Consider the following 24,574-nt stretch of genomic DNA (forward strand, 5'->3'; position numbering starts at 1 on the left):
TGACGGGGGAGATGGCGGGCATCCGGACAGCAGGAAGGAGGACCGTCGCCATGACGACTCCCATGAGGCACCTCCCTCGGCGCGTGCCCGGCTGGGCGAAGGCGGTGAGCGCCGTCGTGCTGGTGCTCGCCGTCCTGTTCGCGGGTCTGCGGCTGAGCGTCGTACCGGGGCTGAAGGACCTGTTCGGCTCCGAGACCCACGACCGGTCGGGGCCCGCGCTGCTGAAGTCCGTACGGGACCTCAGCCGTTACGAGGCCGCGTCCGGCAGTTTCCAGGTCGTCGTGGACCTGGAGAAGGACACCAGGTTCCTGCCCGACGCGATCCGCGGCACCCGCACCCTGTACGTCGGCGCGGGGACCGTCGACGCCTACGTGGACCTCGGGAAGGTGGGCGAGGACGACGTGACGGTGAACGAGGACCGCACCTCGGCCACGCTGCGGCTGCCGCACGCCGCGCTCGGCGAACCGGCCCTCGATCCGGAGCACTCGTACGCGGTCTCCAAGCAGCGCGGGCTCCTCGACCGGCTCGGCGACCTGTTCTCGGACAACCCGAACGGCGAACAGGCCGTGCAGAGGCTCGCCGCCCGGCACATCGGCGAGGCGGCGAAGGACAGCGGGCTGACCGCGCGGGCCGAGGGCAACACCACGGCCATGCTGCGGGGCCTGCTGCGCTCCCTCGGCTTCGAGGAGGTGCGGGTGACCTACGGCCCCTGAGGCCCGTGAGGCCGCTCAGCCGGAGAGGATCGCCGGCAGGGCCAGCACCGCCAGCAGCGTCGTCCCCACCAGCAGCCAGGCGACGTAGTCACCGATGTGCCCGGACTGGAGCCGCCGCAGCGGGAGCATCCGGCCCGGCGCGCCCAGCGCCTCGGGGCGGGCGACGGCCGCGGCGGCCAGTGCGACGGCCAGCACGGTGGACAGCAGCCCGAGGCCGGCGCCGAGCGGCGTCCAGTGCACGGAGGAGTGCACCAGCCCGGCGGTGGCGGCCTCGCTCATGGCGCGGGCCACCGCGTCGCCGAAGCCCGGGACGACGCCGGCGGCGAGCGCCCCGGCGAGCAGCAGCGCGGGGACGGCCGTCATGGTGTCCGGGACCCGCCCGAGGCGCCGCCCGGTCTCGGGCTCCTCGCCGCTGCCGGTCGTCTCGTAGGCGTCGGGGCCGCGCACCCGGTCGGCGTCCGGCGGCGGGGGGCCGAGGCCCAGGAAGACGCGGGCCGCGACCCGCAGCACCGCCGCCGCGGTCACGGCGCTCGCCGCCACGTACACGACGGTGAGCGGTGCGCCCACGGCCTCCTCCGCGACGGACTTGCCGAGCGCCGTGCCGAACGGCGGGAGTCCGGCCAGGCCCAGGGCCCCGGCCGCGAACATCACGGCGACGGCGCGCAGCGGGCGGGCCCTGCCGTGCAGGGCGTGCTCGTCGACGCTTCCGTAGCGGTCCAGGAGGATGCCCGTGCAGGCGAACAGCGCGGCCTTCACCCCGGCGTGGCCGACGACGTACAGCGCGACGCCGTCGTCGCCCTCGGGGGTGAGGGCGCCGACGCCGAGCAGGAACAGGCCGGTGTGGGCGATCGTCGAGCAGGCCAGCAGCCGTTTGATGTGCCGCTGGTACCAGCACATCAGCGCGCCGACGGCCGCCGTCAGCACCCCGAGCACCGTCAGGGCGCGCTCCACGTCGGCGGCGGGGAGGCCGCCGGGGCCGGAGAGGACGCCGTCGAGGACGCGCCACACGCCGAAGACGCCGAGTTCCACCATGACGCCGGACAGCAGCATGCACACGGGGGTCGGGGCGACGGCGTGCGCGTCGGGCAGCCAGAAGTGGAAGGGCACGGCCGCCGACTTGACCAGCAGGCCGGTCAGCACCAGGACGAACCCCGCGAGGACCAGCGCGTCGGGCGGCCCCTGGGCGTCCAGGGCGTGCCCGATCCCGGCCATGGACAGCTCGCCGGTGCGGGCGTACAGCAGCGCGATGCCCATCAGGAGGGCGTAGGCGCCCAGGGAGTTGACGGCGGCGAAGGCGAGCGCGCCCTGCACGGCCTTCGCCTCCTCGACCCGGTGGCCGGTGAGGGCGTAGGCGACGACGCTCATCAGCTCGAACCAGACGAACGCGTTGAACAGGTCCCCGGCGACGGCGAAGCCGCACATGCCGGCCTGGAAGAGCAGCACCAGCGCCGGGAAAGCGCCGGCGTGACCGTGCGGCGGCTCGTCGAAGGAACGCCAGGAGTACGCCAGGGCCGCCAGGGTCAGCAGCGAGACCAGCGCGGCCATGCCGAGGCCCGGACCGTCGCCGACGAGGACGATGCCGACGCTGTGGCCGCGCACGGGCTCCCAGCCGCCGACCCACTCCACCAGCGGCGGGGAGGCGTGCGGCAGCAGGGCGACGGCGAGCGCGGCGGTGCCGCCCGCCACCGCGCAGGCGACGGTCTCGGCGACGACCCGGGGCACGACGCGGCCCAGCGCGGCCAGCAGGGCGGCCCCGAGCAGCGGGACGGCGACGAGGAGGGGCAGCAGATGGCGCATCAGCCGCGCAGCTCGGACAGTTCGTCGGGGTCGACCGTGCCGTGCCGTTTGGCGACCTGGACGACGAGGGCGAGCAGCAGGGCGGTGACGGTGGCGCCGACGACGACGTCGGTGAGGGCCAGCGCCTGCACGACGGGGTCGACCACGGGCCGGGAGCCGGGCCGGACGTCGGAGAACACGGGGGCGGTGGCGCCGTCGCGGTAGCCGACGGCCAGGAGCAGCACGTAGGTGGCGGCCTGGCAGACGGACAGGCAGCCGACGGCGTGGATGAGGTTGCGGCTGGTGGCCAGGCCGTAGCAGCCGGCGAGGAACACCCATGCGGCGACCAGGTAGGGCAGTACGCGCAGCACGTCGGTCACAGCGGTCTCACTTCCCGTGCTCCTTGTCGTGGTCGTTGCCGTCGTCCTCGGTCTCGTCGACGATCTCGACGGCCTGGTCCAGGAAGCCGGCGAGCAGGACGACCACGGCGCAGGCGACCTCCATGCCGACGGCGGCGTTCAGCAGCGGGACGGTGCCGCCGGAGGAGAGGGTGTTGAACGTGCCGTGGGGCAGCAGGGTGTTGGCGAGGAAGGAGCCGGTGCCGAGCAGACACGCGACGCCCGTGACGAGGTAGGCCGAGGTGGCGACCGCGTCGGCCGCCTCGTACACGCCGACGGGCCGGACGCGTTCGAGGGCGTGGTAGTCGGCGCCCAGGTAGAGCAGGTGCAGGGCGGTCGCGGCGACGACGCCGCCCTGGAAGCCGCCGCCGGGGCTGAGCTGTCCGTGGGCGATGACGTAGAGGCCGGTCAGCAGGGCGACGGGCAGGACGAGCAGGGCGTAGCGCCGCACGGGGGGTGCGACGTCGGCGGGTTCGGGGCGGGCGCGGTGCTCGTCGCGGGTCTGCCGCAGCAGGACCACGCAGCCGAGCACGGCCGCGAACAGGATGGTCAGCTCGCCGAGGGTGTCGAAGGCCCGCAGGTCGAAGTTGACGGAGGCGACGGTGTTGGCGGTGTGCCGGGACAGGGACGCCTCTACGGCCCGGTCCCCGTACGGGTGCCGGTCGCCGCCGAAGCCGGGCAGCCGCAGGCAGGCGGCGACGAGCAGCGCGGCGAGGCCCGCGCCGCCCGTGGCGACCAGCCAGAGCCTTACGCGCCGGGTCACCGTCCGCCCTCCTCGTCCCGCCGGGCGCGGCGCCGGACCTTGCGGACCGTCAGCAGCAACAGCAGCGGCGTCAGCGCGGAGCCCACCGCCAGTTGCGACAGGCCGACGTCGGGAGCCTGGAGCACGGTGAACAGCACGGCGAGGACGACGCCCATGACGGCGAGCACGAGGGACTGGCGCACGGGGTCGCGGGTGGTGACCGCCGCCGTGGCGGACGCGGCGACCAGCAGCAGGGCGACGACGATCACCGCGTCAGTCATGGCGCGCCTCCTCCGCCCCGCCGGACAGCGCCCTGGAGGCGACGAGGTTCCCGCCGATCAGCAGGACGCCGACGACCAGCAGCTTCACCAGGGCCCTGCTCGGTCCGACGGCCACGCACACCGCGACGACGACACCGCCGCCGAGGGCGGCGGACGCCCAGGTCGGGCCGCGGGCGCAGGGCGGGTCGGCGGCCAGTTCGCCGGCGAGGAGCCGGGCGAAGACGAGGGTGCCGACGGGGCCGAGGAGGGCGAGGACGAGGGCGAGGTCGACGTACGCGGGGCGGTCGTAGCCCTGGGCGAGCAGCAGGAGGACGGGGCAGGCGAGCGCGGTGGACAGGTTCTGGGCCACGGCGCGGCGGCGCAGGGGGCCGGTGGCCACGCCCCACAGGGTGGTGCCGACGCCCGCGGTGAGGACGACGGCCGCCGCGAGGACCCAGCCGTTCACCGTCGGGACACCGCCCGCCGTGCTCCGCGTGCCGCGAGGGCCGCGACGGCGGCCGCGACGGCGCCCACCGCGCACTCCAGGGTGTCGACGGTGCCGACGAACACGAGCCACAGCGCGGTGAGGAGAACCCACCAGGCGGCCGTCTCGGCCACGGCGAGGAGTGTCCCGCGCCCCTTCACACGCCACCTCCACGGTCTGTTCCCCGCGCCCGGCGGTCCGTGATGCCCGCTGTGCCGCCCTTGGCGGTTTTCGTTCCGGCTTCGCCGGTCATCCAAGCACCGCGCGGGCGGTGCCGGGGGGCGGCGCGCTGCGCCCCGCCGCCCGGAGTGCCCCGGCGGGGCGGCGGAAAACCGGGGCACACGCCCGGCCCCGTTCCGGCATCGTCACCCCCTTCGCGGGTAACCGCCTCTTCACGCGGGGAAGTTGACCACTGGAGGACCGAATGGCCCGTGCCGTCCCACGACCGCGTTTCCTGTCGCGCCCCCGCGCCGCCGAGCCGAAGGACGCCGGCCGGCGCGAACGGCGCCCGCTGGCCCTGCCGCTGCGCCTGCTGGCGATGGCCTGCGCCTTCGTGTTCATGGTGGCGTTCGCCGTCGTACTGGCGCGGCTGACGCTGCACCCCTCCCCCGCCTCCGAGGCGCTGACGCACACCAACATGCGTCCGGGCCGTTCCCTGCGGGCCTATCTGGACCAGCCCGCGCTGCGCGACGCGGTGAAGCAGATCGGCGGCAACCTGCTGCTGGGCGTCCCCTTCGGGGTCCTCGTGCCGGTGGTCGCTCCGCGCACGCGCGGGGTGCTGCGGGTGCTGCTGCTGACCGCCGTGGTGATGCTGCTGGTGGAGTTCGCGCAGGGCGCGCTGGTCACCGGGCGGGCCTTCGACATCGACGACGTGATCCTCAACAGCGCGGGCGCGCTGGCCGGTTACCTGCTCGTGGGCCGGCGCGTGAGCCGCGCGGTGCACGCCCGCCGGTCCCGCGCCTGAGGCCGCGGCGCCGGCTCGACCCTCACGCTGCGGGAGGCCGCACACTCGTCGCCGTGGACGATTACTGGACCGTGGGACATGTGGCCGGGCTGGCCGGCGTGAGCGTCCGCACGCTGCACCACTATGACGAGATCGGGCTCGTCCGGCCGTCGGCGCGGACCGCGGCCGGGTACCGGGCCTATTCGGCGGGCGACGTGGAGCGGCTGCGCGAGGTGCTGGCCTACCGGCGGCTGGGCTTCGGGCTGCGCGAGGTCGCGGAAACTGGTCGGCGACCCGTCCACCGACGCCGTCGCGCATCTGCGCCGGCTGCGTGACCTGCTGCTGGAGCGGCGTGACCGCGCCGACGCCATGGTGGCGGCCATCGACAGGGAACTCGAGGCACGGGCGAGGGGGCTGAGGGTGACACCCGAGGAACAACTGGAGCTGCTCGGTGCCCGGCTGTACGACACGATCGGCGGCTTCTACACCGCGACACGGCGTACCGAGCCGCGGATCGCCGCGCGGATCCGGGACGCGCTCGGGGACGCGCGGACGGTGCTGAACGTGGGGGCGGGCACCGGCTCCTACGAGCCCGTCGACCGTGAGGTGACCGCGGTGGAACCCTCGGCGGTCATGCGGGCGCAGCGGCCCGCCGGCGCGGCGCCGTGCGTGGCCGCCGCCGCGGAGAGCCTGCCGTTCGGGGACCGGTCCTTCGACGTCGCGATGGCCGTCTCCACCGTTCACCACTGGAGGGACCCGATGGCGGGGCTGCGCGAGATGCGGCGTGTGGCCCGCCGGGTGGTGGTGCTCACCTTCGACACCGACGAGCCCGGATGGCAGGGCCGGTTCTGGCTCACCCGCGACTACCTGCCCGAGTTCGCCGGCGCTCGCCGGCATGGCCGACGCGATCGGGGCCCGCGTCGAGCCGGTGCCCGTCCCGTGGGACTGCGCCGACGGCCTGTTCGAGGCGTACCGGCGCCGGCCGGGGGCGTATCTGGAGGATCACGTGCGCCGCGCGGTGTCGGTGTGGACGAGGGTGGGCCCCGAGGCCGAGCAGCGGGCGGTGCGACACCTCGGCGACGACCTCGCCTCCGGCCGGTGGGCCGAGCTCAACAGCGACCTCGCCGGCCTCGACGCGGCGGATCTCGGCCTGCGCCTGCTCGTCGCCCGAGGCGACCGGACCGGGGCGCTGCGGCCTCGACGGCCCGCGGGCGGGCCGGGCCGTGTCTAGTGCGGCGTCCAGGTGAACTTGTCCCCTCCCACCCAGCGGACCACGTCGGGGTCGTCGAGGTCGTGGACCTTGATGCCGAAGGCGGCGGCGGCCTCGAGTACGTCGATGAGGGTCGTCGCCTCTCCGACCACCTGTCCGTCGATCTCCACGATCCGGAACGGCGGCGTGCCCGGCTGCACCCCGAGCACGAGGATCCGCGGACTGCCGATGTGCGGGCTCGCGATTTCGGTCATGGATAGAGCGTAGGCCGCAAACGCCGCGAGCGGCCTCGTGAGGGCGTGCCGCTCAGGGCCTGCGCCAGTCGTCGCCGGTCAGATGGGACCCGGCCATCGGGCCCATGCGCAGCATCCCGCCGTCCACGCTCCAGGACGCTCCGGTGACGTACGAGGCGTCGGGTCCGGCGAGGAAGGCGATGACGGCGGCGACCTCGCGGGCGTCGCCGGGGCGGCCGAGGGGGACGCCGGGGCGGTGCTCGGTGTGCGGGTCGGTGTCCTCCTGGCCGGTCATCGGGGTGGCGATCTCACCGGGGGCCACCGCGTTGACGGTGATGCCGTGCTCGGCCAGCTCGATCGCCATGACCTGCGTGAGCAGGCCGAGGCCGCCCTTGGCCGCGCAGTACGGGGCCGCGCCCACCCGCGGCTGGTGCTCGTGCACGGAGGTGACGTTGACGATCCGGCCGCCGCCGCCCTGGCGGATCATGCGCCGTGCGGCCCTCTGCGCGCACAGGAAGGGCCCGGCCAGGTCGACGTCGAGGACGTGCCGCAGGTCGTCGAGACCCAGGTCGAGGAAGGGCGTCGCGGTGCCCGTGCCGGCGTTGTTGACCAGTACGTCGATCCGGCCGAGGCGTTCGCACAGCCCGTCCACCGTGTCGGCCGCCTCCGGCAGCCGCGTCAGGTCCACCCGGGCGGTCTCGGCGCGGCGTCCCAGGGCGCGGACCTCCCGCGCGGTCCGTTCGGCGCCCTCCTCGTCGGTGTGCCAGGTGATGCCGATGTCCATGCCGGCCTCGGCCAGGCGTACGGCGGTGGCGCGGCCGATGCCCGAGTCGGAGCCGGTGACGACGGCCACCTCGGGACGGGTCGGTGTGGGGCTGGGCACGACGGGCCTCCTCTGCGTCTCGGGGCGGGGCGTCGCAGTACCCGGGCGCGGCGGGGCCAAACCACCGCGGCCGTGGTGCGCTCCTCCGCCCGCTGGGCAACCCTGGAGGTGCCGGACGAGGAGGTGGCGATGGATCCCGTCACGGCGCTGGAGCGGATCGCCTTCCTGCTGGAGCGGTCCCAGGCGCCGACGTACCGCGTGCGTGCCTTCCGCACCGCGGCCCGGGTGCTCGGCGAGCTGCCCGCCGACGAGCTGCGCGAGCGGGCGGGGCGGGCCGGGGCGCTGGAGTCGCTGAAGGGGGTCGGTCCGAAGACGGCGCAGGTGGCGCGGGAGGCGCTGGACGGACAGGTGCCCGGCTACCTGGAGAAGCTGGAGGGCGAGGCCGGGGCCCCACGGGCCCAGGGCGGTCAGGAGCTGCTGGCCCGGCTGCGCGGTGACTGCCATCTGCACTCCGACTGGTCGGACGGCGGCAGCCCGATCGAGGAGATGGGCCGGACCGCGGCGGCGCTCGGGCACGAGTGGGCGGCGCTCACCGACCACTCCCCCCGGCTGACGGTGGCGCGCGGCCTGTCCCCCGAGCGGCTGCGCGAGCAGCTCGACGTGGTGGCGGAGCTGAACGAGACGTGGGCGCCGTTCCGGCTGCTGACGGGCATCGAGTGCGACATCCTCGAGGACGGCTCGCTCGACCAGGAACCCGGGCTTCTGGAACGGCTGGACGTCGTGGTCGTGTCCGTGCACTCCAAGCTGCGCATGGACGCCCGCTCGATGACCCGGCGCATGGTGGCCGCCGTCCGCGACCCGCACGCCGACGTCCTCGGCCACTGCACCGGGCGGCTGCTGACCGGCAGGGGGCGGCCGGAGTCGGAGTTCGACGCGGACGCGGTGTTCGCGGCGTGCGCGGAGTCGGGAACGGCCGTGGAGATCAACAGCCGGCCGGAGCGGCTGGATCCGCCGCGGCGGCTGCTGCGCCGGGCCCTGGACGCGGGCGTGCTGTTCTCCATCGACACCGACGCGCACGCTCCCGGGCAGCTCGACTGGCAGATCAACGGCTGCGCGCGGGCCGAGGAGTGCGGGGTGCCCGCCGAGCGGGTGGTGACCGCCTGGTCGCTCGACGAGCTGCTGGCCTGGACCCGCGAGGGCCGTACGCCGGCCGGAGTGGCGGGCCGCTGAGGTGGTACCCGGCGGTCCCACGCAGCACCGAGAGGGGAATGTGCATGGAACGGGCGGCCGTGTTCGACGTCGACGGAACCCTCGTCGACACCAATCACCTGCACGTCGTCACCTGGTGGGAGGCCTTCCGGCAGGCGGGGCACCGGGTGCCGATGCACGCCGTGCACCGGGCCGTGGGCCTGGCCTCCACGGACCTGATCGCCCATCTGCTGGGCGAGGACCGGGACACCGACCAGGACGCGCAGCTCAGCGCCGCCCACAAGGCCCTCTACGGGCAGTACTTCGACCGGCTGCCGGCGCTGCCGGACGCCGGTGAGCTGCTGCGGCGCCTGGCCGGCGACGGCTGGACGGTCGTCCTCGCCACCTCGGCGGGCGGCGCGGAGCTGGACGCGCTGCGGCGGGCGATCGGCGCGGACGACGCGATCACCGCCACCGCGAGCGCGGACGACGTGGACGCCGGCAAGCCCGCTCCGGAGCCGGTGGAGCACGCCCTGGAGCTGGCCGGGGTGCCGGCCGGGCGGGCGGTGTTCGTCGGCGACACGGTGTGGGACATGCGGGCGGGCAGCAGGGCCGGGGTGCGGTGCGTGGGCGTGCTGTGCGGGGGCCTGCCGCGCACCGACCTGGAGGAGGCGGGAGCCGACGCGGTGTACGCGGATCCGGCCGGCCTGCTGGCCTCGCTCGAGGACAGCCCGCTGGCATGAGGGAGGACGTGATCGTGGGGACCGTCGAGCGCCTGTGGACCGCATGACGGAGACGGAACGCGCCGCCCGGCGTGAGGCCGGGGGCGAGGGCGCGAAGGACGCGGAGGGGCGCCGGGGCCGGTGGCGGGCCGCCGGAAGGCAGATGCTGCGGGGGACGCGTCCGCTGGACCGGGTGCGGCGGGAGGCCGTCGCCGTCGGGCAGGCCGTCCGGGCCGCCTGGCAGGGGCCCGGGCGGGAACGCGACCTGGTCGTCCAGTCGCTGAAGGCCGCGGGCGCGGGTCTGCTCGCGTGGGCGGTGGCCGGTGTCTGGCTGGGCGATCCGATGGCGCTGATGGCGCCCTGGGTGGCGGTGGTGCTCGTCCAGGCCACGGTGTACAGCTCCGTGCGGCAGGGAGGGCAGCAGTTCGCGGCGATCTGCCTCGGGTCGCTGGTGGCGTCGGGGGCCCAGGCGATCACGGACGACAACACGGGTGCGCTGGCGCTGTCGCTGCCGCTGCTGATGCTGCTCGGCAACTGGTCCCACTTCGGCCGGCAGGGCGTCTACGCCGCCACCACGGCGGTGTTCGTTCTGGCCGCGGGGACACCGGTGTCCGCGTCCGCGGTCGGGCACCGGGTGGGGCAGGCGGCACTCGGCGCGCTCATCGGCATCGCGGTGAACGCGTTCGTGCTGCCGCCGATCCATCTGCGGGACGTGCGCGAGAACCTCGCGGCGCTGCCCCGGGAGGCGGGCGACGTGCTGCACACCGTCGCGGCCGACCTGCGGGAGACGGAGTGGGACGCGCAGACCGCGGCCGGCTGGACGAGCGAGGCGGCACGGCTGCAGCGGCGCGTCGAGGCGCTGTCGTCGGCCAGGTCCTGGAGCCGGGAGAGCCTGCGCCTGACGTACGGGCCGCTGCGGGTGCTGCACCGGGCGCCCCCGCCCGCGCCGCCCGAGGACGAGGACCACCGGTGGCAGCGGGTCACCGGGAACATCACGGCGCTCACGCGGACGCTGGCGGTGGCCGCCGACGAGCACCGCACGCCCGCCCCGCCGGAGGGGCCGGTCCTCGACCTGTACGCGCGGCTGCTGGGGCTGATCGGCGACTCCTGCCACGCGGAGGCCGCCCGGCTGCTGGGCGAGGACACGGGCTCCGGTCCCGAGGACGCGACGGAGGAGACGATGGAGGAGCTGCACCGGCAGTTGCAGGACGGTCTGCGCGAGCACGCCGGCCAGGGGGCCGCGCAGGCGGCGGTACTCGGGACGCTGCTGCTGCAGGCGGAGAACCTGTGGGCCGACGTGGTGCCCGTGTCCCGGGACCGGTGACCCGGATCACGCCGCAGGGCGGAACAGCGGGCGGGGGTCCGCCGTTGAAGACGGCGTGGGTACGGACGGGACAGCGTCCCCGGGCCTCACCTTTTGCCCACAGGGACGATCGTTCGGCTGAAGCCCTGTGGAGCCTTTCGCCGAGAGGCGACCGCCGTCCGTATCCACCACTGACCGCCCCGACCGTGATCCCCCCGTCCGGTCGGGGCTTTTCTCTGCCCTTTGCCGGGCTCCGTGAGGGGTACCCGGGCGCCTGCGACCGGGCAGCCGGACGGGAGGAGCCGAAGGTGAGCAGCTCGACGGGCAGCAGGATCGTGGTCACGGGTGCCACGGGGAACGTGGGCACCAGCGTGGTGAAGCTTCTCTCGCAGGATCCGGAGGTCGGTTCCGTACTGGGGCTGGCCCGGCGGATCCCCGAGTGGTCGCCCCCGAAGACGGAGTGGGCCGCCGTCGACCTGGCCTCCGACCTGGCCGGTGCCGCCGGTCATTTCGCGGGCGCGGACGCGGTGATCCACCTGGCGTGGGCGTTCCAGCCGACGCACGATCCGGCGACGACCTGGCGCACGAACGTCCTGGGCTCCCTGCGGGTCTTCGACGCGGTGGCCACGGCCGGGGTGCCGACGCTGGTGCACGCCTCGTCGGTCGGCGCGTACTCGCCGGGGTCGAAGGAGCGGGCCGTGGACGAGTCGTGGCCGACGCACGGCTGGCCGGACGCGGCGTACTGCCGGGAGAAGGCGTATCTGGAGCGGGTCCTGGACACCTTCGAACGCGACCATCCAGGCATCCGGGTGGTGCGCATGCGGCCGGCCTTCCTCTTCAAGCGGGAGTCGGCGAGCGAGCAGCGCCGGATCTTCGGCGGCAGGTTCCTGCCCGGCCCGGTGGCCCGGCCCGAGCGGCTGCCCTTCCTGCCGGACGTTCCCGGGCTGCGGGTGCAGGCGCTGCACACCGACGACGCGGCGGGCGCCTACCGGCTGGCGGTGCGGACGGAGGACGCCCGGGGCCCGTACAACCTGGCCGCCGAACCGGCGGTCGACGCCGCGCTGCTCGGCGAGATGACGGGCGCGCGCCCGGTACGGCTGCCCCGCACGGCGGCCCGTTCGGCGATCGCCGCGGCGTGGGGGCTGCATCTGCTGCCGGCGTCGCCGCACCTGTTCGACGCGGTCCTGCGGCTGCCGCTGATGGACTGCACGCGCGCGCGTGCGGAACTCGGCTGGCGCCCGGTGCACACGGCGACGGAGGTGCTGGAGGAGTTCCTGCGGGGCTTCCGGCAGGGCGCGGGTGCGGCAACCGAGCCGTTGCGGGGGCGGAAGGTCGGCTGAGGGGCCGTCCCGTGGGTGCGGGCCGGAGGCGACGCGCCCTCCGGCCCGCACCCACGAGCACCGTCCGCCAGCCGTCAGCCGTCAGCCGTCAGCCGTCACCCGGAGGATTCGTCGGGCACCGGGTGCTCGGGGTGGACGTTGCCCGACTGCGGGGCGCCCCGGCGGCCGGAGCCCGCCTCGTCCGTGTCGGGGACGTCGGTCTCCTCGGAGTCCGAGGGCTCGCCGGCGCCGGAGCCGCCGGTGCCGGGCTCCCGGGCCGTGTCCTCGGTGTCCTCGGACGTGCTCCCGGTGTTCTCGGACGCGCTGGAGGACGCGGCCTCCCAGGGGTCCTCACCGGCGCCGGCCTGCTGGTCGGGCATGTCCCTCGGCACGGGGGCGCCGTTCTCGCCCGGTCCTTCGAGGCGGTGGTCGGTCACGGCGCTCTCCCTTCCGCATGCGGTCCGCGGTCGTGCGGACGCGTCGGGTACCTCCGCGCCGGCCGGCGAAACCTCCCGCCGCACCTCGAGACGTGGCCCAAGAAAAACCGTTGGCCTCTTCGCCGCACAGCTATTTACCCTAGGTGAAAACCTAGGCTCCCTAGGATTGCCGGGACGTCCGGCGATCACCTCCGGAGGTTTCCCATGAGAACACTGACCGAGCGGGACATCCGCGGCTCCTTCGTGAACTGCTCGAAGGGCGAGGCCAAACGACTGGCCGTCCCCCGCGATCTCGAGGAGCGGCCGTGGGAGGACCTCGACTTCCTCGGCTGGCGCGACCCCGGAGCGCCCGACCGCAGCTACCTGGTCACCGAGCAGGAGGGTCGTCTCGTCGGCGTGGCCCTGCGCTTCCAGCAGGCCCGGCCCGGCTTCTTCCACCGCAGCATGTGCTCGCTGTGCCTGACCACGCATCCCCGGGGCGGGGTCTCGCTGATGACGGCGCGCAAGGCTGGCCCGGCCGGCCGCGAGGGCAACTCGGTCGGCCTGTACATGTGCACCGACCTCGCCTGCTCCCTGTATCTGCGCGGCAAGAAGGTGCCGGAGACCGGACCCCGCTTCGAGGAGACCCTCACCCTGGAGGAACAGATCGCCCGTACCACCGGCAATCTGTCCGCCTTCCTCGCCAAGCTCGCCGCCTGACATCTCACCGAGAGCGCCGGAACGGCGCTCCCGGCCATCCCGGCACATCGGACGCCGTACGGCGCGTGAGAACCGCCCGGGCCGCCCGCGTCCGGCTACCGTCCTGTCGGGATACGTTCGAAGCTCCTGGGGAACCGGATGCTATCGATGCGCCTGGGGAAGGGAACCAGCCCGAGGATGCTGGATGTACGTGAGACCGTGGCGTCGGCCAAGCGCGAGGCGAAGCGCCTGACCAAGTGGCACCGGGATCCCATGGTCGTGCAGGCGCTGCGCTCGGCCGCGGCGGCGTCGATCGCCTACGTGATCGCGGTGCGGCTGAGCCCGGACAAGTCGGCGGCGCCGCTCACCGCGCCCCTGACCGCGCTGCTGGTCGTCCAGGTCACCCTGTACGCCACGCTGAAGATGAGCGTCCGACGGGTGAACGCCGTGGTGGCCGGAGTCCTGGTGGCCATCGTCTTCAGCTCCGTGGTGGGACTGAGCTGGTGGAGCCTCGCACTGGTGATCGTGGCCGCGCTGGGCGTCGGGCACCTGGTGCGCGCGGACGAGTTCGTCGCCGAGGTGGCGATCAGCGCGATGCTGGTCCTCGGCGTGACCGCGCACGGCACGCTGGCGTGGGCCCGGGTCGTGGAGACACTGATCGGGGCGATCGTCGGGCTGGCCTTCAACCTGCTCTTCGCTCCGCCCGTGTGGGTGGAGCAGGCCGGGGAGTCCATCGAGGGGCTGGCCCGGCGGGTGCGTCAGCTCCTGCTGCGCATGGGCGAGCAGGCCGCGGGCACCACGGCGTTCCACGAGGCGGCGGCCCGGCTGCACGAGGCCCGCCGGCTCGACCACGACATCGCCGAGGTGGACGAGGACCTGCGGCAGGCCGAGGACAGCCTGCGGCTCAATCCCCGGGTCCGCGAGGGGCTGCTGCACCGGGTGGTGCTGCGCACCGGCCTCGACACCCTGGAGATCTGCACGGTGGTCCTGCGGGTCCTGGCCCGCACCCTCACCGACCTCGCCAAGGAGCGTGAGCCGGACCCCCTGTTCCCGCCGGAGACGGGCGCCACCATCCAGCAACTGCTGTCCGAGATCGCCGACGCGGTGGTCAGCTTCTCGGTGCTCGTCACCACCAGCGTCAGCGAGAACGCCGAGTCGGCGGAGGAACGGCTGAGCGCCGAACTGCGGCAGGCGGCCCTCACCCGGGACAAGCTCGCCGGGCTGCTGCTGGACCACATCCAGCAGGACACCCGGCAGTGGCAGTTGCAGGGGGCGGTGCTGACCGAGGTCAACCGCATCATCGACGAGATGGACACCGAGCACCGCTCGCGCCGGCTCCTGGAGGAACTGGACCGCCACACCCGCGAGCAGCGCGAGCGGCGCCCGCGGCTGATGCGCCTGTGGGACCGGGTGCGCGGAGGGGTGCGGCCGCGCCGGAACCGGAAGACCTCCGGCCGTCGTTCTTCATGACGGACAGGGCCGGCACGGGCGCGGGCCCGCCGGCGGAAGAAGAGGGGGCGTACGGATGACCGGAACCGGCGTGCGGATCGACGGGAACACGCTGCGGCTGCCGGGAGGGGCGGCGGTGCGGTTCGTCCGCACCCTGCGCCTGCCCGAGACGGGCACCCATCCCCTGCCTCCGGGGCTGGGCGAGTTCCCGGTCCGCCGGGTCGCCGACTACGCCGACACGGTGCCCGAGGCGTGGCGGGCGCGTGGCGGGGTGATGCTGCCGGTGTACCTGCGCGAGGCCATGTGGCTGAGCTTCGCCGGGACGAGAGAGCCGGCGGCCCTCCAGGTCGGCGTGGGCAAGGTGTGCGCGGTCTCGGGCCGGCCGTGGAGCGACCGGCTCTGCCGCGAACCGCAGAACTACGTGGTGCTCCCCCGCCAGCCGTGGCTGGACGGCATCAACTCGGGCACGGGCACGGTCCGCCAGTTCGTGGCGGTGCCGCTGGGCATGGGAGCCACCGTCGAGGGCCAGGTGACCGGCGAGGAGGTGTGGGGCGGTGTGCAGTTGCAGGCCTTCACCCTCAATGACGGGGAACTGGCCCGCTGGCGCGAGGAGGAGCGGCGCCGGGCCGAGGCGCCGCGGCCGAGGGGCGCGGGGCCTCACGCGGCGTTCGGGGCCGCGATGCCGCCGGCGGCGCCGGCCGCCCCGGGGGCGGCCCCTGCGGGCGCAGCGGGCCGGCAGCGGTCCGCGCCCGCCATGGGGCTGGGCGTCGGAGGGTCCATGCGCCAGGAGGTCTACCGGGACGAGCGGCCCCTCACGGACTGGGCCGAGCGCCCTGCGGGCCGGGTCTTCGTACACCTGGTGACACCTCCCGAGTGGCGGCGCATCACCGGCGAGGCACCGCCGCCCTCCCCCGTGGACCGGGCCGCGTACACCAGAGCCGGCTTGCCCTGGTTCGACTACTACGACCAGGACGCCGAGGACCTGGCGCCGACCGGCACGCTCCAGGACGTCAAGCCGGTCGGGGACTGGATCGGCGACGACCACGAGCCCTGGCAGGCCCCGGCGCCGCAGCAGGTGCAGCCGCTGAAGGACGCGCCGGGAGCGCCGGTCGAGGACGGCGACTGGTAGGGGCGCGCGGCGTCGGGCCGGCGGCCGGGAGGCGATGCGGCTCACGCCCCGCCGTCGGTGCGCCGACGCCGCGGCGCACGCGGGCAGGAAGCCGCGGCCGCCTGCCCGAGCAGCACGTGCATGCGCTCGGTGAGCTGGGCGACGTCGTCGGCGGGTGCGTGGAACGGCAGGCGTACGTCGCCGTGGGCCTGGGCGCGTTCGACGCGCAGCGTCAGTCCGTGCCGGTCGACGGCGAGGGGCAGGACGCGCACCGCGCCGTGCAGGCTGTCGGCGTCGACAAGCCGGGTGAGCCGCTCCACCGCGTCGGCGTGGCAGTCGGCGAGGTGGGTCAGCAGCCGGGCCTCGGCCGTGGCCAGCGGGTCGGGGGACGCGGCGGCGAACTCGTCGGCGTCGGCCACCAGCGCACCGGACGGCCGGCGCAGCACCACGCGGGTGGGCCGCAGGGCCAGGTGTCCGTCCTCCAGGACGAACCGGCCCGCCAGCCAGAGCCGGGCGCGGATGCGGCTGCGCATCGGGACCGGTGCCACGTCGGCGAACTCCAGCACGGCGGACGGCTCGCCGCGGGGCGCGCAGATCGCCGCCGCGAGCAGCGCGCTGTCCTCCGGCACGTGCAGCAGCACCCGGCCGTCCCCGGCCACGGTGTGCGCGCCGGTGAACTCCTCGCGGCCGCCTTCCGCGGTCACCGCGCAGGACCAGGCGGCGGCGAGCACGGAGCGGGCCTGCTCCGCCGCGGCGGGCGCGGCCGTCCAAGAGTGGTCACCCATCCCGACCTCCGTCACTTCATTAGGTAAGCCTTGCCTAACCTATAGGAGGCGAGGGTGTGCGCCAACCAGCGGGTGCGCGACTTCGATGCACGAGGGGCGCGTTTCGGCGGGCGCAGCGCATGGGGCGGCGCGGGACACGGCGTCCCGCGCCGTCGACCGGGCCGGGACGCGGGCGCCCTACCGCGCGATCGCGCCCAGCAGCGCCCGTGCGCACAGGTCGCGCACCTGCTCGTGCGAGGGCCGCGGGTCCCGCAGCCACTCCAGGCAGACCGCCGTGGTGAACGCCAGCCAGCCGCGCACGGCCAGGCGTACGTCGGACCGCTCCTCGAAGGCCGGGCCGAACTCCGGGTCGGCGGCCAGGGCCGCGAGGATCTGCCGTTCCTGCGCGGCCAGCGCGTTGCGGTAGACCCGGCGCACGGCCGGGTCCCCCGTCGCGTCGGCACGGTGGAAGGCGCGGTAGCCGTGCGCGTGCGCCCGGACGTACTCCAGATACGCGTCCAGGCCCGCGGTGAGCTGTTCGCGCACCGGAACGCCGGGCACGGCCGCCGTCATCCGCAGCATGCGCTCGCTCTCCCGCTCGACGACGGCCGCGAAGAAGTCCCGCTTCGTCGGGAAGTAGTGGTAGAGCAGACCGCGCGAGACCCCGGCGATCTCGGCCACCCGCTCGATCCACACGTCGTCGTAGGGGCTCTCGGAGAACAGCCGCGCGCCCACCGACAGCAACTGCTCCCGGCGCTCCTCGGTGCTGAGCCGGCGACGCGTGCGCTCCCCCTGGTTCGCGGCCATGCGCGCACTCTACTTGACGCCGGTTCAACAACGGGACGAGACTGGGGCCGCTTATTGAATCCACGTACAACACGTTCGAACCCGGCGCCGCTTCGAGGGAGATCGCGTCATGGCGGAGACGAGGACGGCAACGGCGGCGGACGGGCTGCCGAAGGGATTCCGCAGCGCCGAGCTCGGCTGGCCGGAGCTGCACCGCATCCCGCGTCCGCCGTACCGGCTCCCGCTGCTGGGGGACGTGGTGGGCGCGGGCCCGAGTACGCCGATGCAGGACTCGCTGCGCTACGCACGGCAGTTGGGGCCCATCTTCCGGCGGCGGGTCTTCGGCAACGAGTTCGTGTTCGTGTGGGGCGCCCGGCTCGCCGCCGACCTGGCCGACGAGTCGCGCTTCGCCAAGCACGTGGGCCTCGGCGTGGCCAACCTGCGGCCGGTCGCCGGTGACGGGCTGTTCACCGCGTACAACCACGAGCCCAACTGGCAGCTCGCGCACGACGTCCTGGCACCCGGGTTCAGCCGCGAGGCGATGGCCGGATACCACGTCATGATGCTGGACGTGGCGGGACGGCTGACGGAGCACTGGGACCGTGCCGAGGCGGCCGGACGCGCGGTGGACGTGCCCGGTGACATGACGAAGCTGACGCTGGAGACGATCGCGCGGACAGGGTTCGGACACGACTTCGGGTCCTTCGAGCGCTCCCGGCCGCATCCCTTCGTGACCGCGATGGTGGGCACGCTCGGCTACGCGCAGCGCCTCAACACCGTGCCCGCGCCGCTGGCGCCCTGGCTGCTGCGCAGCGCGAGCCGCCGCAACGCCGCGGACATCGACCACCTCGACCGCACGGTCGACGACCTGGTCCGGGCCCGCCGCGCCAAGGGCGGCGGCGACGGCGACCTGCTCGACCGGATGCTGGAGACGGCCCACCCCGGCACCGGTGAGCGCCTCTCCGTCGAGAACGTCCGCCGCCAGGTCATCACCTTCCTGGTGGCCGGGCACGAGACCACCTCGGGCGCGCTCTCCTTCGCGCTGCACTACCTCGCCCAGCACCCCGACGTCGCGGCCCGGGCCCGCGCCGAGGTGGACCGCGTCTGGGGCAGCGCGGAGGCTCCCGGCTACGAGCAGGTGGCCAGGCTGCGGTACGTGCGCCGGGTGCTGGACGAGTCGCTGCGGCTGTGGCCGACCGCGCCCGCCTTCGCCCGGGAGGCACGCCGGGACACGGTGCTGGACGGGACGCATCCGATGCGGCGGGGGGCCTGGGCGCTGGTGCTGACCGGGATGCTGCACCGCGACCCGGACGTGTGGGGGCCGGACGCCGAGCGGTTCGACCCGGACCGGTTCGAGGCGAAGGCCGTACGGGCGCGCGCCCCGCACACCTTCAAGCCCTTCGGGACAGGCGCGCGGGCCTGCATCGGGCGGCAGTTCGCGCTGCACGAGGCGACGCTGGTGCTCGGCCTGCTGCTGCGCCGCTACGAGCTGCGCCCCGAGCCGGACTACCGGTTGCGGGTCACCGAGCGGCTGACGCTGATGCCGCAGGGGCTGAGGCTGCTCCTGGAACGGCGGACCGCGGCACCGGCCGCCGCGGAGTCCGGCAGCCGGAAGGCCGGTGCCGCGAAGGCCGGCGCGGACGGCGCCGGATCGCGGACGGCCGGGGCCACGGAGCCCGGCACCGAGCCGCCCGGCGCGCCGGGAGCCGTGTCACAGGCCGGCTGTCCAGTGCACCGGCCGGCCCAGTGACGCCGGCAGCCTCGTGCCGGCGCTGCCCCGGGCGGCGGTGAGCTGGGGCTGGGTCAGGAAGAAGGCGCCGGTGAGGTCGGCGTCCGTCAGGTCGGCATCGCGCAGGTCGGCGCCGATCAGGTCCGCGCCCCGCAGGTCGGCGCCGGTGAGGTCGGCGGCGATGAGACAGGCTCCGCGCAGATCCGCCCCGCGCAGGTCGGCGCCCTTGAGGCGGGCGCCCATCAGGTCGGCGTTGCGGCGGTTCTTCTTCTTGCCGCGCGTCCCGGCCCGCGCCAGCTCGCTGGAGCGCAGCAGAAGCACGTTGACCCGCTGCCGGTGCGCGGCCAGGTCCAGCGCCGCCAGTTCCCCGGGGGTCCCCTCGGTGAGCCGCCGCGTCTCGGCCAGCAGCCGGCGCAGGTCGGCGTGGACGGGGCGGGCGGCGGGCAGCTCCAGCGCCTCCGTCAGGTACCAGAGCAGTTCGTGCAGGTGACGGACGACGGGGAACACGTCGAACATGCGGCGGGCGTGCCCGGGCGGGCCGGTGCGCCAGTCCTGTCCGCCGAAGGTGACCTGGGAGACCTGCTGACCGGCGCCGAAGCAGTCGTAGACCGTGCAGCCGGTGAAGCCCTCCTGCCTGAGCCGCGTGTGGATCCCGCACCGGCTGTCCTCGCGCAGATTGCGGCAGGGGGTTCCGGCGTCCTTGGTCACCGCGAAGTCGGCCGACCGGGCGAACGGCAGGGCCACACAGCACAGCCCGAAGCACCGTTCGCAGTCGCCGCGCAGTGCCGTCCGGCCGGCCTCTCGTTCTCGCATGGCGTTCAGCATACGGAGGGCCGGCCGGCGCCCGGCCCGGGCGGGGTCAGCCGCGGTCGTCCGGCACCTCCAGGCGGGCCAGCCGGTCCGGGTCGGCCAGGATGAACAGGCCGGTGATGCGGCCGTCGGCGACGGTGGCGGTCAGGACCGAGCGGAGGCGGCCGTCGACCACGCTCACGAGGCCCAGCGAGTCGTTGACCACGACCGTCCGCGCCTCGGCGTTGAACTTGGAGAACATGAAGGCGGCCTTCGCCACGGCGTCCGCGCCCCGGAGCGTCTTGGACCCGCCGGCACCGCGGACCAGGGCGCCCGCGTCGGCCCGCAGGACGACGTCCGGGTGGAGGACGGCGAGCAGGGCCTCGAAGTCGCCGCCGCGCGCGGCGGCCCGGAAGGCGTCGAGCGCCTCCCGCTGGCGCCCCAGGTCCGGCTCGGCGGGCGGGCCCGCGTCCCGGACCCGGCGCCGGGCGCGGGACGCGAGCTGCCGGGTGGCGGCCGGGCTGCGCTCCACGACACGGGCGATGTCGTCGAAGGGCACGGCGAACATGTCGTGCAGGACGAACGCGAGCCGCTCGTCGGGCTCCAGCGTCTCCAGTACGACGAGCATGGCCACGCCCACCGAGTCGTCGCGCAGCGCCTCCTGTTCCGGGTCGACGGCCGACAGGGGCCTGAGCACCGGGTCGGGGACGAAGGTGTCGTCGATCGGCTGCTCGCGGCGCGCGGCGCGCGAGCGCAGCAGGTCCAGGCAGATCCGGCCGGTCACCGTGGTCAGCCAGCCGGCGAGGTTGTCGATGCCGGCCGCGTCGGTGCGGCCGAGGCGCAGCCATGCCTCCTGGACGGCGTCCTCGGCCTCGGCGGGTGAGCCGAGCATGCGGTAGGCGACGGCCTTGAGCTGTCCGCGGTGCTCCTGGAAGCGCTCCGCCAGCGCGGTCGTGTCGGTCATCGCGGTCACCGCGCGAACAGTTCGAAGGCGACGGCGGGCCGGCCCCCGAACCGCCGGCCCGTCTCCTCGGCGTACCGCGTCAGGAACCCTCGTGCGTACGCCTCGGGCTCCTCGTCGGTCAGCACCTCGATGTACGTGCGGTGTTCGAGCAGGGAGCGGACGGCGCGCTCCAGTCCGGCCGTCGCGTCCACGGCGTGGGTGGGGCTGGCGGAGCCCGCGACGGCGACCCAGCGGACGCCGTCCCAGGGTTCGAGGCCCTGCTCGGTCAGCTCCGGGAAGATCCACCGGTTGCCGGCGTCGCCCGCGGCGTCGAGCGTCGCGCGGCCGACGGCGACGTGGTCCGGGGTGTTCCAGGCCACGCCGCCCCAGGTGTCGCGGTGGTTGAGCGTGATGACCAGCTCGGGCCGGTGCCGGCGGATCGCGGCGGCGATGTCGCGGCGCAGGGCGGTGCCGTACTCGACGACACCGTCCCGGTGGTCGAGGAACTCCACCTCGCTCACCCCGACGACGGCGGCGCTCGCCCGCTGCTCCCGCTCCCGCAGCGGGGCGCACTCGGCGGGCGCCAGGCTGTCGATGCCCGCCTCGCCGCGGGTCGCGAGGACATAGGCGACCTCGCGGCCCTCGTCCGTCCAGGCGGCGATCGCCGCCGCGCAGCCGTACTCCAGGTCGTCCGGGTGGGCCACGACGGCCAGGGCGCGCCGCCAGTCGGCGGGCATGAGCTCCAGTCGCGTGATGGTCGGCTCCGTCATGCCCGCACACTAACCGGTGGCACCGACATCGCACCCGGCGTCACCGCGCCGCCGCGCCCGTCGCCGGGGCCTGCCCGGGGCGCTTTTCACGCCTCGTCGCGGGCCAGGGACAGCAGCCGGTCCAGCACGCGGGGGCCGCCGGCCCGTACGCCGTCGTGCTCGAACTCGTCGGTGACCCAGGTCCGCAGGCCGCGGATCGCGCGGGCCGTGGTCAGCGCGTGGGCGGTGTCGACGTACATGTCGTCGTGGTAGACGGCCGCGGCGGTGGGGACCTCGTTGGCGGCGAGGCGGGCGGGGTCGTACAGGGGGGTCCAGTCGGTGCGGGCGGCGAGCAGTCGGGCCGTCTCGCGCAGCGGGCGCAGGGCGGGGTCGCAGTCGAACATCCAGGGGTGGATCGACTCGCCGGTGAACAGCAGCGGTTCGTCGCCGGTGAGGGTCTTGGCGGCGTCGAAGCGGGGGAACTCGGCGCGGACCCGTTCGGCGGACCAGTTCGTCGGGCGGGCGTCCTGCGCGTAGATCGCCTCGTGGACGAGCGCGTAGAGCGGGTGACCCGCGTACGACAGCAGTCCCTGGACCTGCTCCTGGAAGCCGTCGGAGAGTTCCGGGCCGCCCGGGGTGCGCACGAAGGCGTCCTCCAGCAGGAAGTGCAGGCGGTGGCTTCCCTCGCCGCCGCCGAGGAGGATGCCGAGGGACTGGAAGGCCTCGACGGTGAGCCGGTAGCCGTTCGGCAGGACCACGTCGTGGGTGAGCAGGTGCTCGGCGATGCGGCGGGCGCGTTCGACGTCCTGCGGGTAGCGGTCGTAGTGGGCGGCGACCTTGCGCTCGATGCGGGGGTAGGCGGCGCGGTAGACGTCGTCGGCGTGGGCGTCCAGGGAGGGCAGGCCGCCGGTGATCAGCGCGGTGCGCAGGCCCTCGGGGGCCAGGGAGAGGTAGGCGACGGTGCAGAAGCCGCCGAAGCTCTGGCCGAGGACGGTCCAGGGGGCGCCACCGGTCACCTGCGGGCGGATCGCCTCGCAGTCGCGGACGATGGCGTCGGCGCGGAAGTGGGTGAGGTAGTCGGCCTGCTCGGCGGGGCCGCCGCGCAGCGGGAGCGTCTGCCGGTTGGCGGGCGTGGAGGCGCCGGTTCCGCGCTGGTCCAGGAGCAGGACGCGGTACTCCTGAAGGGCGCGGCCGAGCCAGGCAGGACGGCCGATGAAACGGTTCGCCCCGAAGCCGGGGCCGCCCTGGAGGTACACCAGCCACGGGAGGTCGTCCTGGTGCGCCTTCTCGGTCGCGACGGCCTCGCGGGCGTACAGCTCGATCGTCTCCCCGGCCGGGTCGGCGTGGTCGAGGGGGACGGTGAATCGGCGGTCGGTGAGGACGACGCCGGGCTGGCGGTAACTGGCGCTCAACAGGACTCCCGGGACGGACGGATCTCGGTGGCCGGATCTTCCCGGCCGGGTCCCAGTTCAGCACAGGGCCCCGCGGGTCCGGCCGCCCGGGACCGGAAGAGGGTGCCGCGGGGCGGGGCGGGCGACGCGCCCCCGGTGAACGCACGGTGTCGCACCCGTGGGCCCGGCGACTACCCTGCCCTCGTTCGACGATCACAGTGATCGACCGCGAGGAGCCGCGATGCGTGTCGCCCTGTTCCTGACCTGTGTCAACGACACGCTCTATCCGGACACCGGCCGGGCCGTGGTACGCCTGCTCGGCAGACTGGGCGTCGAGGTCGACTTCCCGATGGGCCAGACCTGTTGCGGGCAGGCCCACTACAACACCGGCTACCGGCACGGCGCGGAGCCCCTGGCCCGGCGGTTCGCCGAGGTCTTCCGGGACTACGAGGCGATCGTGACGCCGTCGGGCTCGTGCGGCGCGATGGTGCGGGAGCTGTATCCGCGCATGGGCGAGCGGGCCCGGGCCGAGGGCCGCGGGGAATCCCTCGCCGCCACGCTGGCGCCGGTGGTGCCGAAGACGTACGAGCTGACCGAGTTCCTGGTGGACGTGCTGAAGGTGACGGACGTGGGCGCGTACTTCCCGCACACGGTGACCTACCACCCGACCTGCCACGGGCTGCGCGGCCTGGGCCTCGGGGACCGGCCGCTGAGGCTGCTGCGGGCGGTCGAGGGGCTGGAGCTGGTCGAGCTGCCCGGTGCCGAGGAGTGCTGCGGCTTCGGCGGCACCTTCGCGGTGAAGAACGCCGACGTGTCCGCGGCGATGGGCGCGGACAAGGTGCGCAACGCCGAGTCGACGGGCGCGGGGGTGCTGTGCGCGGCGGACAACTCCTGTCTGATGCACATCGGCGGGACCATGGCGCGGCTGCGGACGGACATGCGGCCGGTGCACATCGCGGAGATCCTGGCGAGCACGGAGGAGGAGACGGCCGTATGAGCGGGACGTTCGTGGGCATGCCTGCCTTTCCCGAGGCGGCCCGGGACGCCGTGCGCGACGCGACGCTGCGCGGCAATCTGCGGCACGCGACGCACACGATCCGGGACAAGCGGGCGCGGGCGGTGGCGGAGCTGGAGGACTGGGCGGCGCTGCGCGAGGCCGGCAAGCGGATCAAGGACCACACGCTGCGCCACCTCGACCGGTACCTCGTGCAGGTGGAGGAGGCGGTCACCGCGGCGGGCGGCACCGTGCACTGGGCGGCCGACGCCGGCGAGGCGAACGAGATCGTCGCCCGGCTGGTCGAGGAGACCGGCGAGAGCGAGGTCGTCAAGGTCAAGTCCATGGCCACCCAGGAGACCGGCCTCAACGAGGCGCTGGAGGCCCGCGGCATCCGCGCCTACGAGACCGACCTCGCCGAACTGATCGTGCAGCTGGGCAAGGACCGCCCCTCGCACATCCTGGTGCCCGCCATCCACCGCAACCGGGCCGAGATCCGCGACATCTTCCGCTCCGAGATGGGCCGGTGGGGCCGCCCCGCGCCAGAGGGACTGACCGACACGCCCGCCGAACTCGCCGAGGCGGCCCGGCTGCACCTGCGCGAGAAGTTCCTGCGCGCCAAGGTCGGCGTCTCCGGCGCCAA

Annotated in this window: 27 protein-coding genes and 1 pseudogene; 13 read left to right on the plus strand and 15 right to left on the minus strand. The window is 74.7% G+C overall.

Features of this window, described 5'->3' with window-relative positions; translation table 11 throughout:
* Positions 1-50 precede the first annotated feature (50 nt).
* Positions 51-713: a DUF4230 domain-containing protein gene (locus tag ACH499_RS08005; protein ID WP_356203687.1), complete on the plus strand. Its 663-nt coding sequence runs from the start codon at positions 51-53 to the stop codon at positions 711-713.
* A 15-nt stretch (positions 714-728) separates the two neighbouring features.
* Here the strand turns inward: ACH499_RS08005 and ACH499_RS08010 are convergent, their stop codons facing one another.
* The 6 genes from ACH499_RS08010 to ACH499_RS08035 are packed head-to-tail and all read right to left on the minus strand — an operon-like array spanning position 729 to position 4,507.
* Positions 729-2,510 carry a complex I subunit 5 family protein gene (locus ACH499_RS08010; protein WP_399014298.1) on the minus strand — a complete coding sequence of 594 codons (1,782 nt, stop codon included), beginning with the start codon at positions 2,508-2,510 and terminating at the stop codon, positions 729-731.
* Complete coding sequence (locus tag ACH499_RS08015; RefSeq protein WP_399014330.1) at positions 2,510-2,857, minus strand: sodium:proton antiporter; 348 nt, start codon at positions 2,855-2,857, stop codon at positions 2,510-2,512. The genes ACH499_RS08010 and ACH499_RS08015 overlap by 1 nt, the downstream gene beginning before the upstream one ends.
* 19 nt (positions 2,858-2,876) lie before the next feature.
* A complete protein-coding gene (locus tag ACH499_RS08020; protein ID WP_399014299.1) occupies positions 2,877-3,650 on the minus strand; it encodes an MnhB domain-containing protein in 774 nt (257 codons plus the stop codon).
* Positions 3,647-3,910 carry a hydrogenase subunit MbhD domain-containing protein gene (locus ACH499_RS08025; RefSeq protein ID WP_356203693.1) on the minus strand — a complete coding sequence of 88 codons (264 nt, stop codon included), beginning with the start codon at positions 3,908-3,910 and terminating at the stop codon, positions 3,647-3,649. Before ACH499_RS08025 ends, ACH499_RS08020 begins: the two co-directional genes overlap by 4 nt.
* A complete protein-coding gene (locus ACH499_RS08030) occupies positions 3,903-4,355 on the minus strand; it encodes a monovalent cation/H+ antiporter complex subunit F (RefSeq protein WP_399014300.1) in 453 nt (150 codons plus the stop codon). Before ACH499_RS08030 ends, ACH499_RS08025 begins: the two co-directional genes overlap by 8 nt.
* On the minus strand, positions 4,352-4,507 hold the full coding sequence (locus ACH499_RS08035) for a hypothetical protein (RefSeq protein ID WP_399014301.1): 156 nt from the start codon (positions 4,505-4,507) through the stop codon (positions 4,352-4,354). Before ACH499_RS08035 ends, ACH499_RS08030 begins: the two co-directional genes overlap by 4 nt.
* Before the next feature lie 290 nt (positions 4,508-4,797).
* On the opposite strand from ACH499_RS08035, the gene ACH499_RS08040 reads away from it, so the two are divergent.
* Together ACH499_RS08040 and ACH499_RS08045 are read left to right on the plus strand one after the other, a co-directional pair.
* The gene (locus ACH499_RS08040; protein WP_356203699.1) at positions 4,798-5,337 is read left to right on the plus strand and encodes a VanZ family protein; all 540 of its coding nucleotides are present in this window, start codon (positions 4,798-4,800) and stop codon (positions 5,335-5,337) included.
* 71 nt (positions 5,338-5,408) lie between these two features.
* Positions 5,409-6,484, plus strand: a pseudogene (locus ACH499_RS08045) (MerR family transcriptional regulator); the annotation flags it as partial.
* Positions 6,485-6,543: 59 nt separating this feature from the next.
* On the opposite strand, the gene ACH499_RS08050 reads toward ACH499_RS08045, so the two are convergent.
* Together ACH499_RS08050 and ACH499_RS08055 are read right to left on the minus strand one after the other, a co-directional pair.
* Positions 6,544-6,780, minus strand: a complete 237-nt coding sequence (locus ACH499_RS08050; protein WP_239769172.1) for a hypothetical protein — start codon at positions 6,778-6,780, stop codon at positions 6,544-6,546.
* Between the two features lie 52 nt (positions 6,781-6,832).
* The gene (locus ACH499_RS08055; protein WP_399014303.1) at positions 6,833-7,642 is read right to left on the minus strand and encodes an SDR family oxidoreductase; all 810 of its coding nucleotides are present in this window, start codon (positions 7,640-7,642) and stop codon (positions 6,833-6,835) included.
* A 129-nt stretch (positions 7,643-7,771) separates the two neighbouring features.
* Between ACH499_RS08055 and ACH499_RS08060 the strand changes: the two genes are divergently transcribed.
* The 4 genes from ACH499_RS08060 to ACH499_RS08075 all read left to right on the plus strand — a co-directional run bounded on the left by ACH499_RS08060 (position 7,772) and on the right by ACH499_RS08075 (position 12,135).
* The gene (locus tag ACH499_RS08060) at positions 7,772-8,812 is read left to right on the plus strand and encodes a PHP domain-containing protein (protein ID WP_356203734.1); all 1,041 of its coding nucleotides are present in this window, start codon (positions 7,772-7,774) and stop codon (positions 8,810-8,812) included.
* 44 nt (positions 8,813-8,856) lie between these two features.
* Complete coding sequence (locus tag ACH499_RS08065) at positions 8,857-9,513, plus strand: HAD family hydrolase (RefSeq protein ID WP_399014304.1); 657 nt, start codon at positions 8,857-8,859, stop codon at positions 9,511-9,513.
* A 142-nt stretch (positions 9,514-9,655) separates the two neighbouring features.
* On the plus strand, positions 9,656-10,816 hold the full coding sequence (locus tag ACH499_RS08070) for an aromatic acid exporter family protein (protein WP_399014331.1): 1,161 nt from the start codon (positions 9,656-9,658) through the stop codon (positions 10,814-10,816).
* 287 nt (positions 10,817-11,103) lie between these two features.
* Positions 11,104-12,135 (plus strand): SDR family oxidoreductase, encoded by a 1,032-nt coding sequence (locus ACH499_RS08075; protein ID WP_356203705.1) that lies wholly within the window; start codon positions 11,104-11,106, stop codon positions 12,133-12,135.
* Positions 12,136-12,230: 95 nt separating this feature from the next.
* Here ACH499_RS08075 and ACH499_RS08080 read toward each other — a convergent pair whose 3' ends face one another.
* Entirely contained in the window at positions 12,231-12,551 is a 321-nt protein-coding gene (locus tag ACH499_RS08080) for a hypothetical protein (protein ID WP_399014305.1), read from the minus strand.
* 204 nt (positions 12,552-12,755) lie between these two features.
* Here ACH499_RS08080 and ACH499_RS08085 point away from each other — a divergent pair, with 204 nt between their 5' ends.
* From ACH499_RS08085 to ACH499_RS08095, 3 genes are all read left to right on the plus strand, one after another.
* The gene (locus tag ACH499_RS08085) at positions 12,756-13,250 is read left to right on the plus strand and encodes an FBP domain-containing protein (protein ID WP_356203710.1); all 495 of its coding nucleotides are present in this window, start codon (positions 12,756-12,758) and stop codon (positions 13,248-13,250) included.
* 177 nt (positions 13,251-13,427) lie between these two features.
* On the plus strand, positions 13,428-14,699 hold the full coding sequence (locus ACH499_RS08090) for an FUSC family protein (RefSeq protein WP_356203712.1): 1,272 nt from the start codon (positions 13,428-13,430) through the stop codon (positions 14,697-14,699).
* Positions 14,700-14,754: 55 nt separating this feature from the next.
* Positions 14,755-15,807 (plus strand): hypothetical protein, encoded by a 1,053-nt coding sequence (locus tag ACH499_RS08095; RefSeq protein WP_356203714.1) that lies wholly within the window; start codon positions 14,755-14,757, stop codon positions 15,805-15,807.
* A 41-nt stretch (positions 15,808-15,848) separates the two neighbouring features.
* Here the strand turns inward: ACH499_RS08095 and ACH499_RS08100 are convergent, their stop codons facing one another.
* Both ACH499_RS08100 and ACH499_RS08105 read right to left on the minus strand, forming a co-directional pair.
* Positions 15,849-16,571 carry a DUF2470 domain-containing protein gene (locus tag ACH499_RS08100; RefSeq protein ID WP_399014306.1) on the minus strand — a complete coding sequence of 241 codons (723 nt, stop codon included), beginning with the start codon at positions 16,569-16,571 and terminating at the stop codon, positions 15,849-15,851.
* Between the two features lie 177 nt (positions 16,572-16,748).
* Complete coding sequence (locus tag ACH499_RS08105; protein ID WP_356203718.1) at positions 16,749-17,357, minus strand: TetR/AcrR family transcriptional regulator; 609 nt, start codon at positions 17,355-17,357, stop codon at positions 16,749-16,751.
* A gap of 109 nt (positions 17,358-17,466) precedes the next feature.
* Between ACH499_RS08105 and ACH499_RS08110 the strand changes: the two genes are divergently transcribed.
* The gene (locus tag ACH499_RS08110) at positions 17,467-19,086 is read left to right on the plus strand and encodes a cytochrome P450 (protein ID WP_399014307.1); all 1,620 of its coding nucleotides are present in this window, start codon (positions 17,467-17,469) and stop codon (positions 19,084-19,086) included.
* Here the strand turns inward: ACH499_RS08110 and ACH499_RS08115 are convergent.
* The 4 genes from ACH499_RS08115 to ACH499_RS08130 form a co-directional block, all read right to left on the minus strand.
* The gene (locus tag ACH499_RS08115) at positions 19,048-19,890 is read right to left on the minus strand and encodes a pentapeptide repeat-containing protein (protein WP_399014308.1); all 843 of its coding nucleotides are present in this window, start codon (positions 19,888-19,890) and stop codon (positions 19,048-19,050) included. The two genes, ACH499_RS08110 and ACH499_RS08115, sit on opposite strands and share 39 nt — an antisense overlap.
* 34 nt (positions 19,891-19,924) lie before the next feature.
* Positions 19,925-20,818, minus strand: a complete 894-nt coding sequence (locus ACH499_RS08120) for a sigma-70 family RNA polymerase sigma factor (RefSeq protein ID WP_399014309.1) — start codon at positions 20,816-20,818, stop codon at positions 19,925-19,927.
* Positions 20,819-20,823: 5 nt separating this feature from the next.
* Complete coding sequence (locus ACH499_RS08125; RefSeq protein ID WP_399014310.1) at positions 20,824-21,567, minus strand: PIG-L deacetylase family protein; 744 nt, start codon at positions 21,565-21,567, stop codon at positions 20,824-20,826.
* Between the two features lie 86 nt (positions 21,568-21,653).
* The gene (locus tag ACH499_RS08130; RefSeq protein ID WP_356203726.1) at positions 21,654-22,958 is read right to left on the minus strand and encodes an alpha/beta fold hydrolase; all 1,305 of its coding nucleotides are present in this window, start codon (positions 22,956-22,958) and stop codon (positions 21,654-21,656) included.
* 220 nt (positions 22,959-23,178) lie between these two features.
* On the opposite strand from ACH499_RS08130, the gene ACH499_RS08135 reads away from it, so the two are divergent.
* Together ACH499_RS08135 and ACH499_RS08140 are read left to right on the plus strand one after the other, a co-directional pair.
* A complete protein-coding gene (locus tag ACH499_RS08135) occupies positions 23,179-23,934 on the plus strand; it encodes a (Fe-S)-binding protein (RefSeq protein WP_399014311.1) in 756 nt (251 codons plus the stop codon).
* Positions 23,931-24,574: LUD domain-containing protein (locus tag ACH499_RS08140; protein ID WP_399014313.1), on the plus strand; the 644-nt coding region annotated here is incomplete at its 3' end. The genes ACH499_RS08135 and ACH499_RS08140, both read left to right, overlap by 4 nt.

The sequence above is a fragment of the Streptomyces sp. NPDC018947 genome (assembly GCF_044390505.1).
GTDB lineage: Bacteria > Actinomycetota > Actinomycetes > Streptomycetales > Streptomycetaceae > Streptomyces.

What these genes read in the sequence shown, in the direction of transcription:
- ACH499_RS08005 (WP_356203687.1), top strand. Translation starts at nt 51, where the DNA reads ATGACGACTCCCATGAGGCACCTCCCTCGGCGCGTGCCCGGCTGGGCG.
- ACH499_RS08010 (WP_399014298.1), bottom strand. Translation starts at nt 2,510, where the DNA reads ATGCGCCATCTGCTGCCCCTCCTCGTCGCCGTCCCGCTGCTCGGGGCC.
- ACH499_RS08025 (WP_356203693.1), bottom strand. Translation starts at nt 3,910, where the DNA reads ATGACTGACGCGGTGATCGTCGTCGCCCTGCTGCTGGTCGCCGCGTCC.
- ACH499_RS08040 (WP_356203699.1), top strand. Translation starts at nt 4,798, where the DNA reads ATGGCCCGTGCCGTCCCACGACCGCGTTTCCTGTCGCGCCCCCGCGCC.
- ACH499_RS08050 (WP_239769172.1), bottom strand. Translation starts at nt 6,780, where the DNA reads ATGACCGAAATCGCGAGCCCGCACATCGGCAGTCCGCGGATCCTCGTG.
- ACH499_RS08060 (WP_356203734.1), top strand. Translation starts at nt 7,772, where the DNA reads ATGGATCCCGTCACGGCGCTGGAGCGGATCGCCTTCCTGCTGGAGCGG.
- ACH499_RS08065 (WP_399014304.1), top strand. Translation starts at nt 8,857, where the DNA reads ATGGAACGGGCGGCCGTGTTCGACGTCGACGGAACCCTCGTCGACACC.
- ACH499_RS08070 (WP_399014331.1), top strand. Translation starts at nt 9,656, where the DNA reads ATGCTGCGGGGGACGCGTCCGCTGGACCGGGTGCGGCGGGAGGCCGTC.
- ACH499_RS08085 (WP_356203710.1), top strand. Translation starts at nt 12,756, where the DNA reads ATGAGAACACTGACCGAGCGGGACATCCGCGGCTCCTTCGTGAACTGC.
- ACH499_RS08090 (WP_356203712.1), top strand. Translation starts at nt 13,428, where the DNA reads ATGCTGGATGTACGTGAGACCGTGGCGTCGGCCAAGCGCGAGGCGAAG.
- ACH499_RS08095 (WP_356203714.1), top strand. Translation starts at nt 14,755, where the DNA reads ATGACCGGAACCGGCGTGCGGATCGACGGGAACACGCTGCGGCTGCCG.
- ACH499_RS08100 (WP_399014306.1), bottom strand. Translation starts at nt 16,571, where the DNA reads ATGGGTGACCACTCTTGGACGGCCGCGCCCGCCGCGGCGGAGCAGGCC.
- ACH499_RS08105 (WP_356203718.1), bottom strand. Translation starts at nt 17,357, where the DNA reads ATGGCCGCGAACCAGGGGGAGCGCACGCGTCGCCGGCTCAGCACCGAG.
- ACH499_RS08110 (WP_399014307.1), top strand. Translation starts at nt 17,467, where the DNA reads ATGGCGGAGACGAGGACGGCAACGGCGGCGGACGGGCTGCCGAAGGGA.
- ACH499_RS08115 (WP_399014308.1), bottom strand. Translation starts at nt 19,890, where the DNA reads ATGCTGAACGCCATGCGAGAACGAGAGGCCGGCCGGACGGCACTGCGC.
- ACH499_RS08120 (WP_399014309.1), bottom strand. Translation starts at nt 20,818, where the DNA reads ATGACCGACACGACCGCGCTGGCGGAGCGCTTCCAGGAGCACCGCGGA.
- ACH499_RS08125 (WP_399014310.1), bottom strand. Translation starts at nt 21,567, where the DNA reads ATGACGGAGCCGACCATCACGCGACTGGAGCTCATGCCCGCCGACTGG.
- ACH499_RS08135 (WP_399014311.1), top strand. Translation starts at nt 23,179, where the DNA reads ATGCGTGTCGCCCTGTTCCTGACCTGTGTCAACGACACGCTCTATCCG.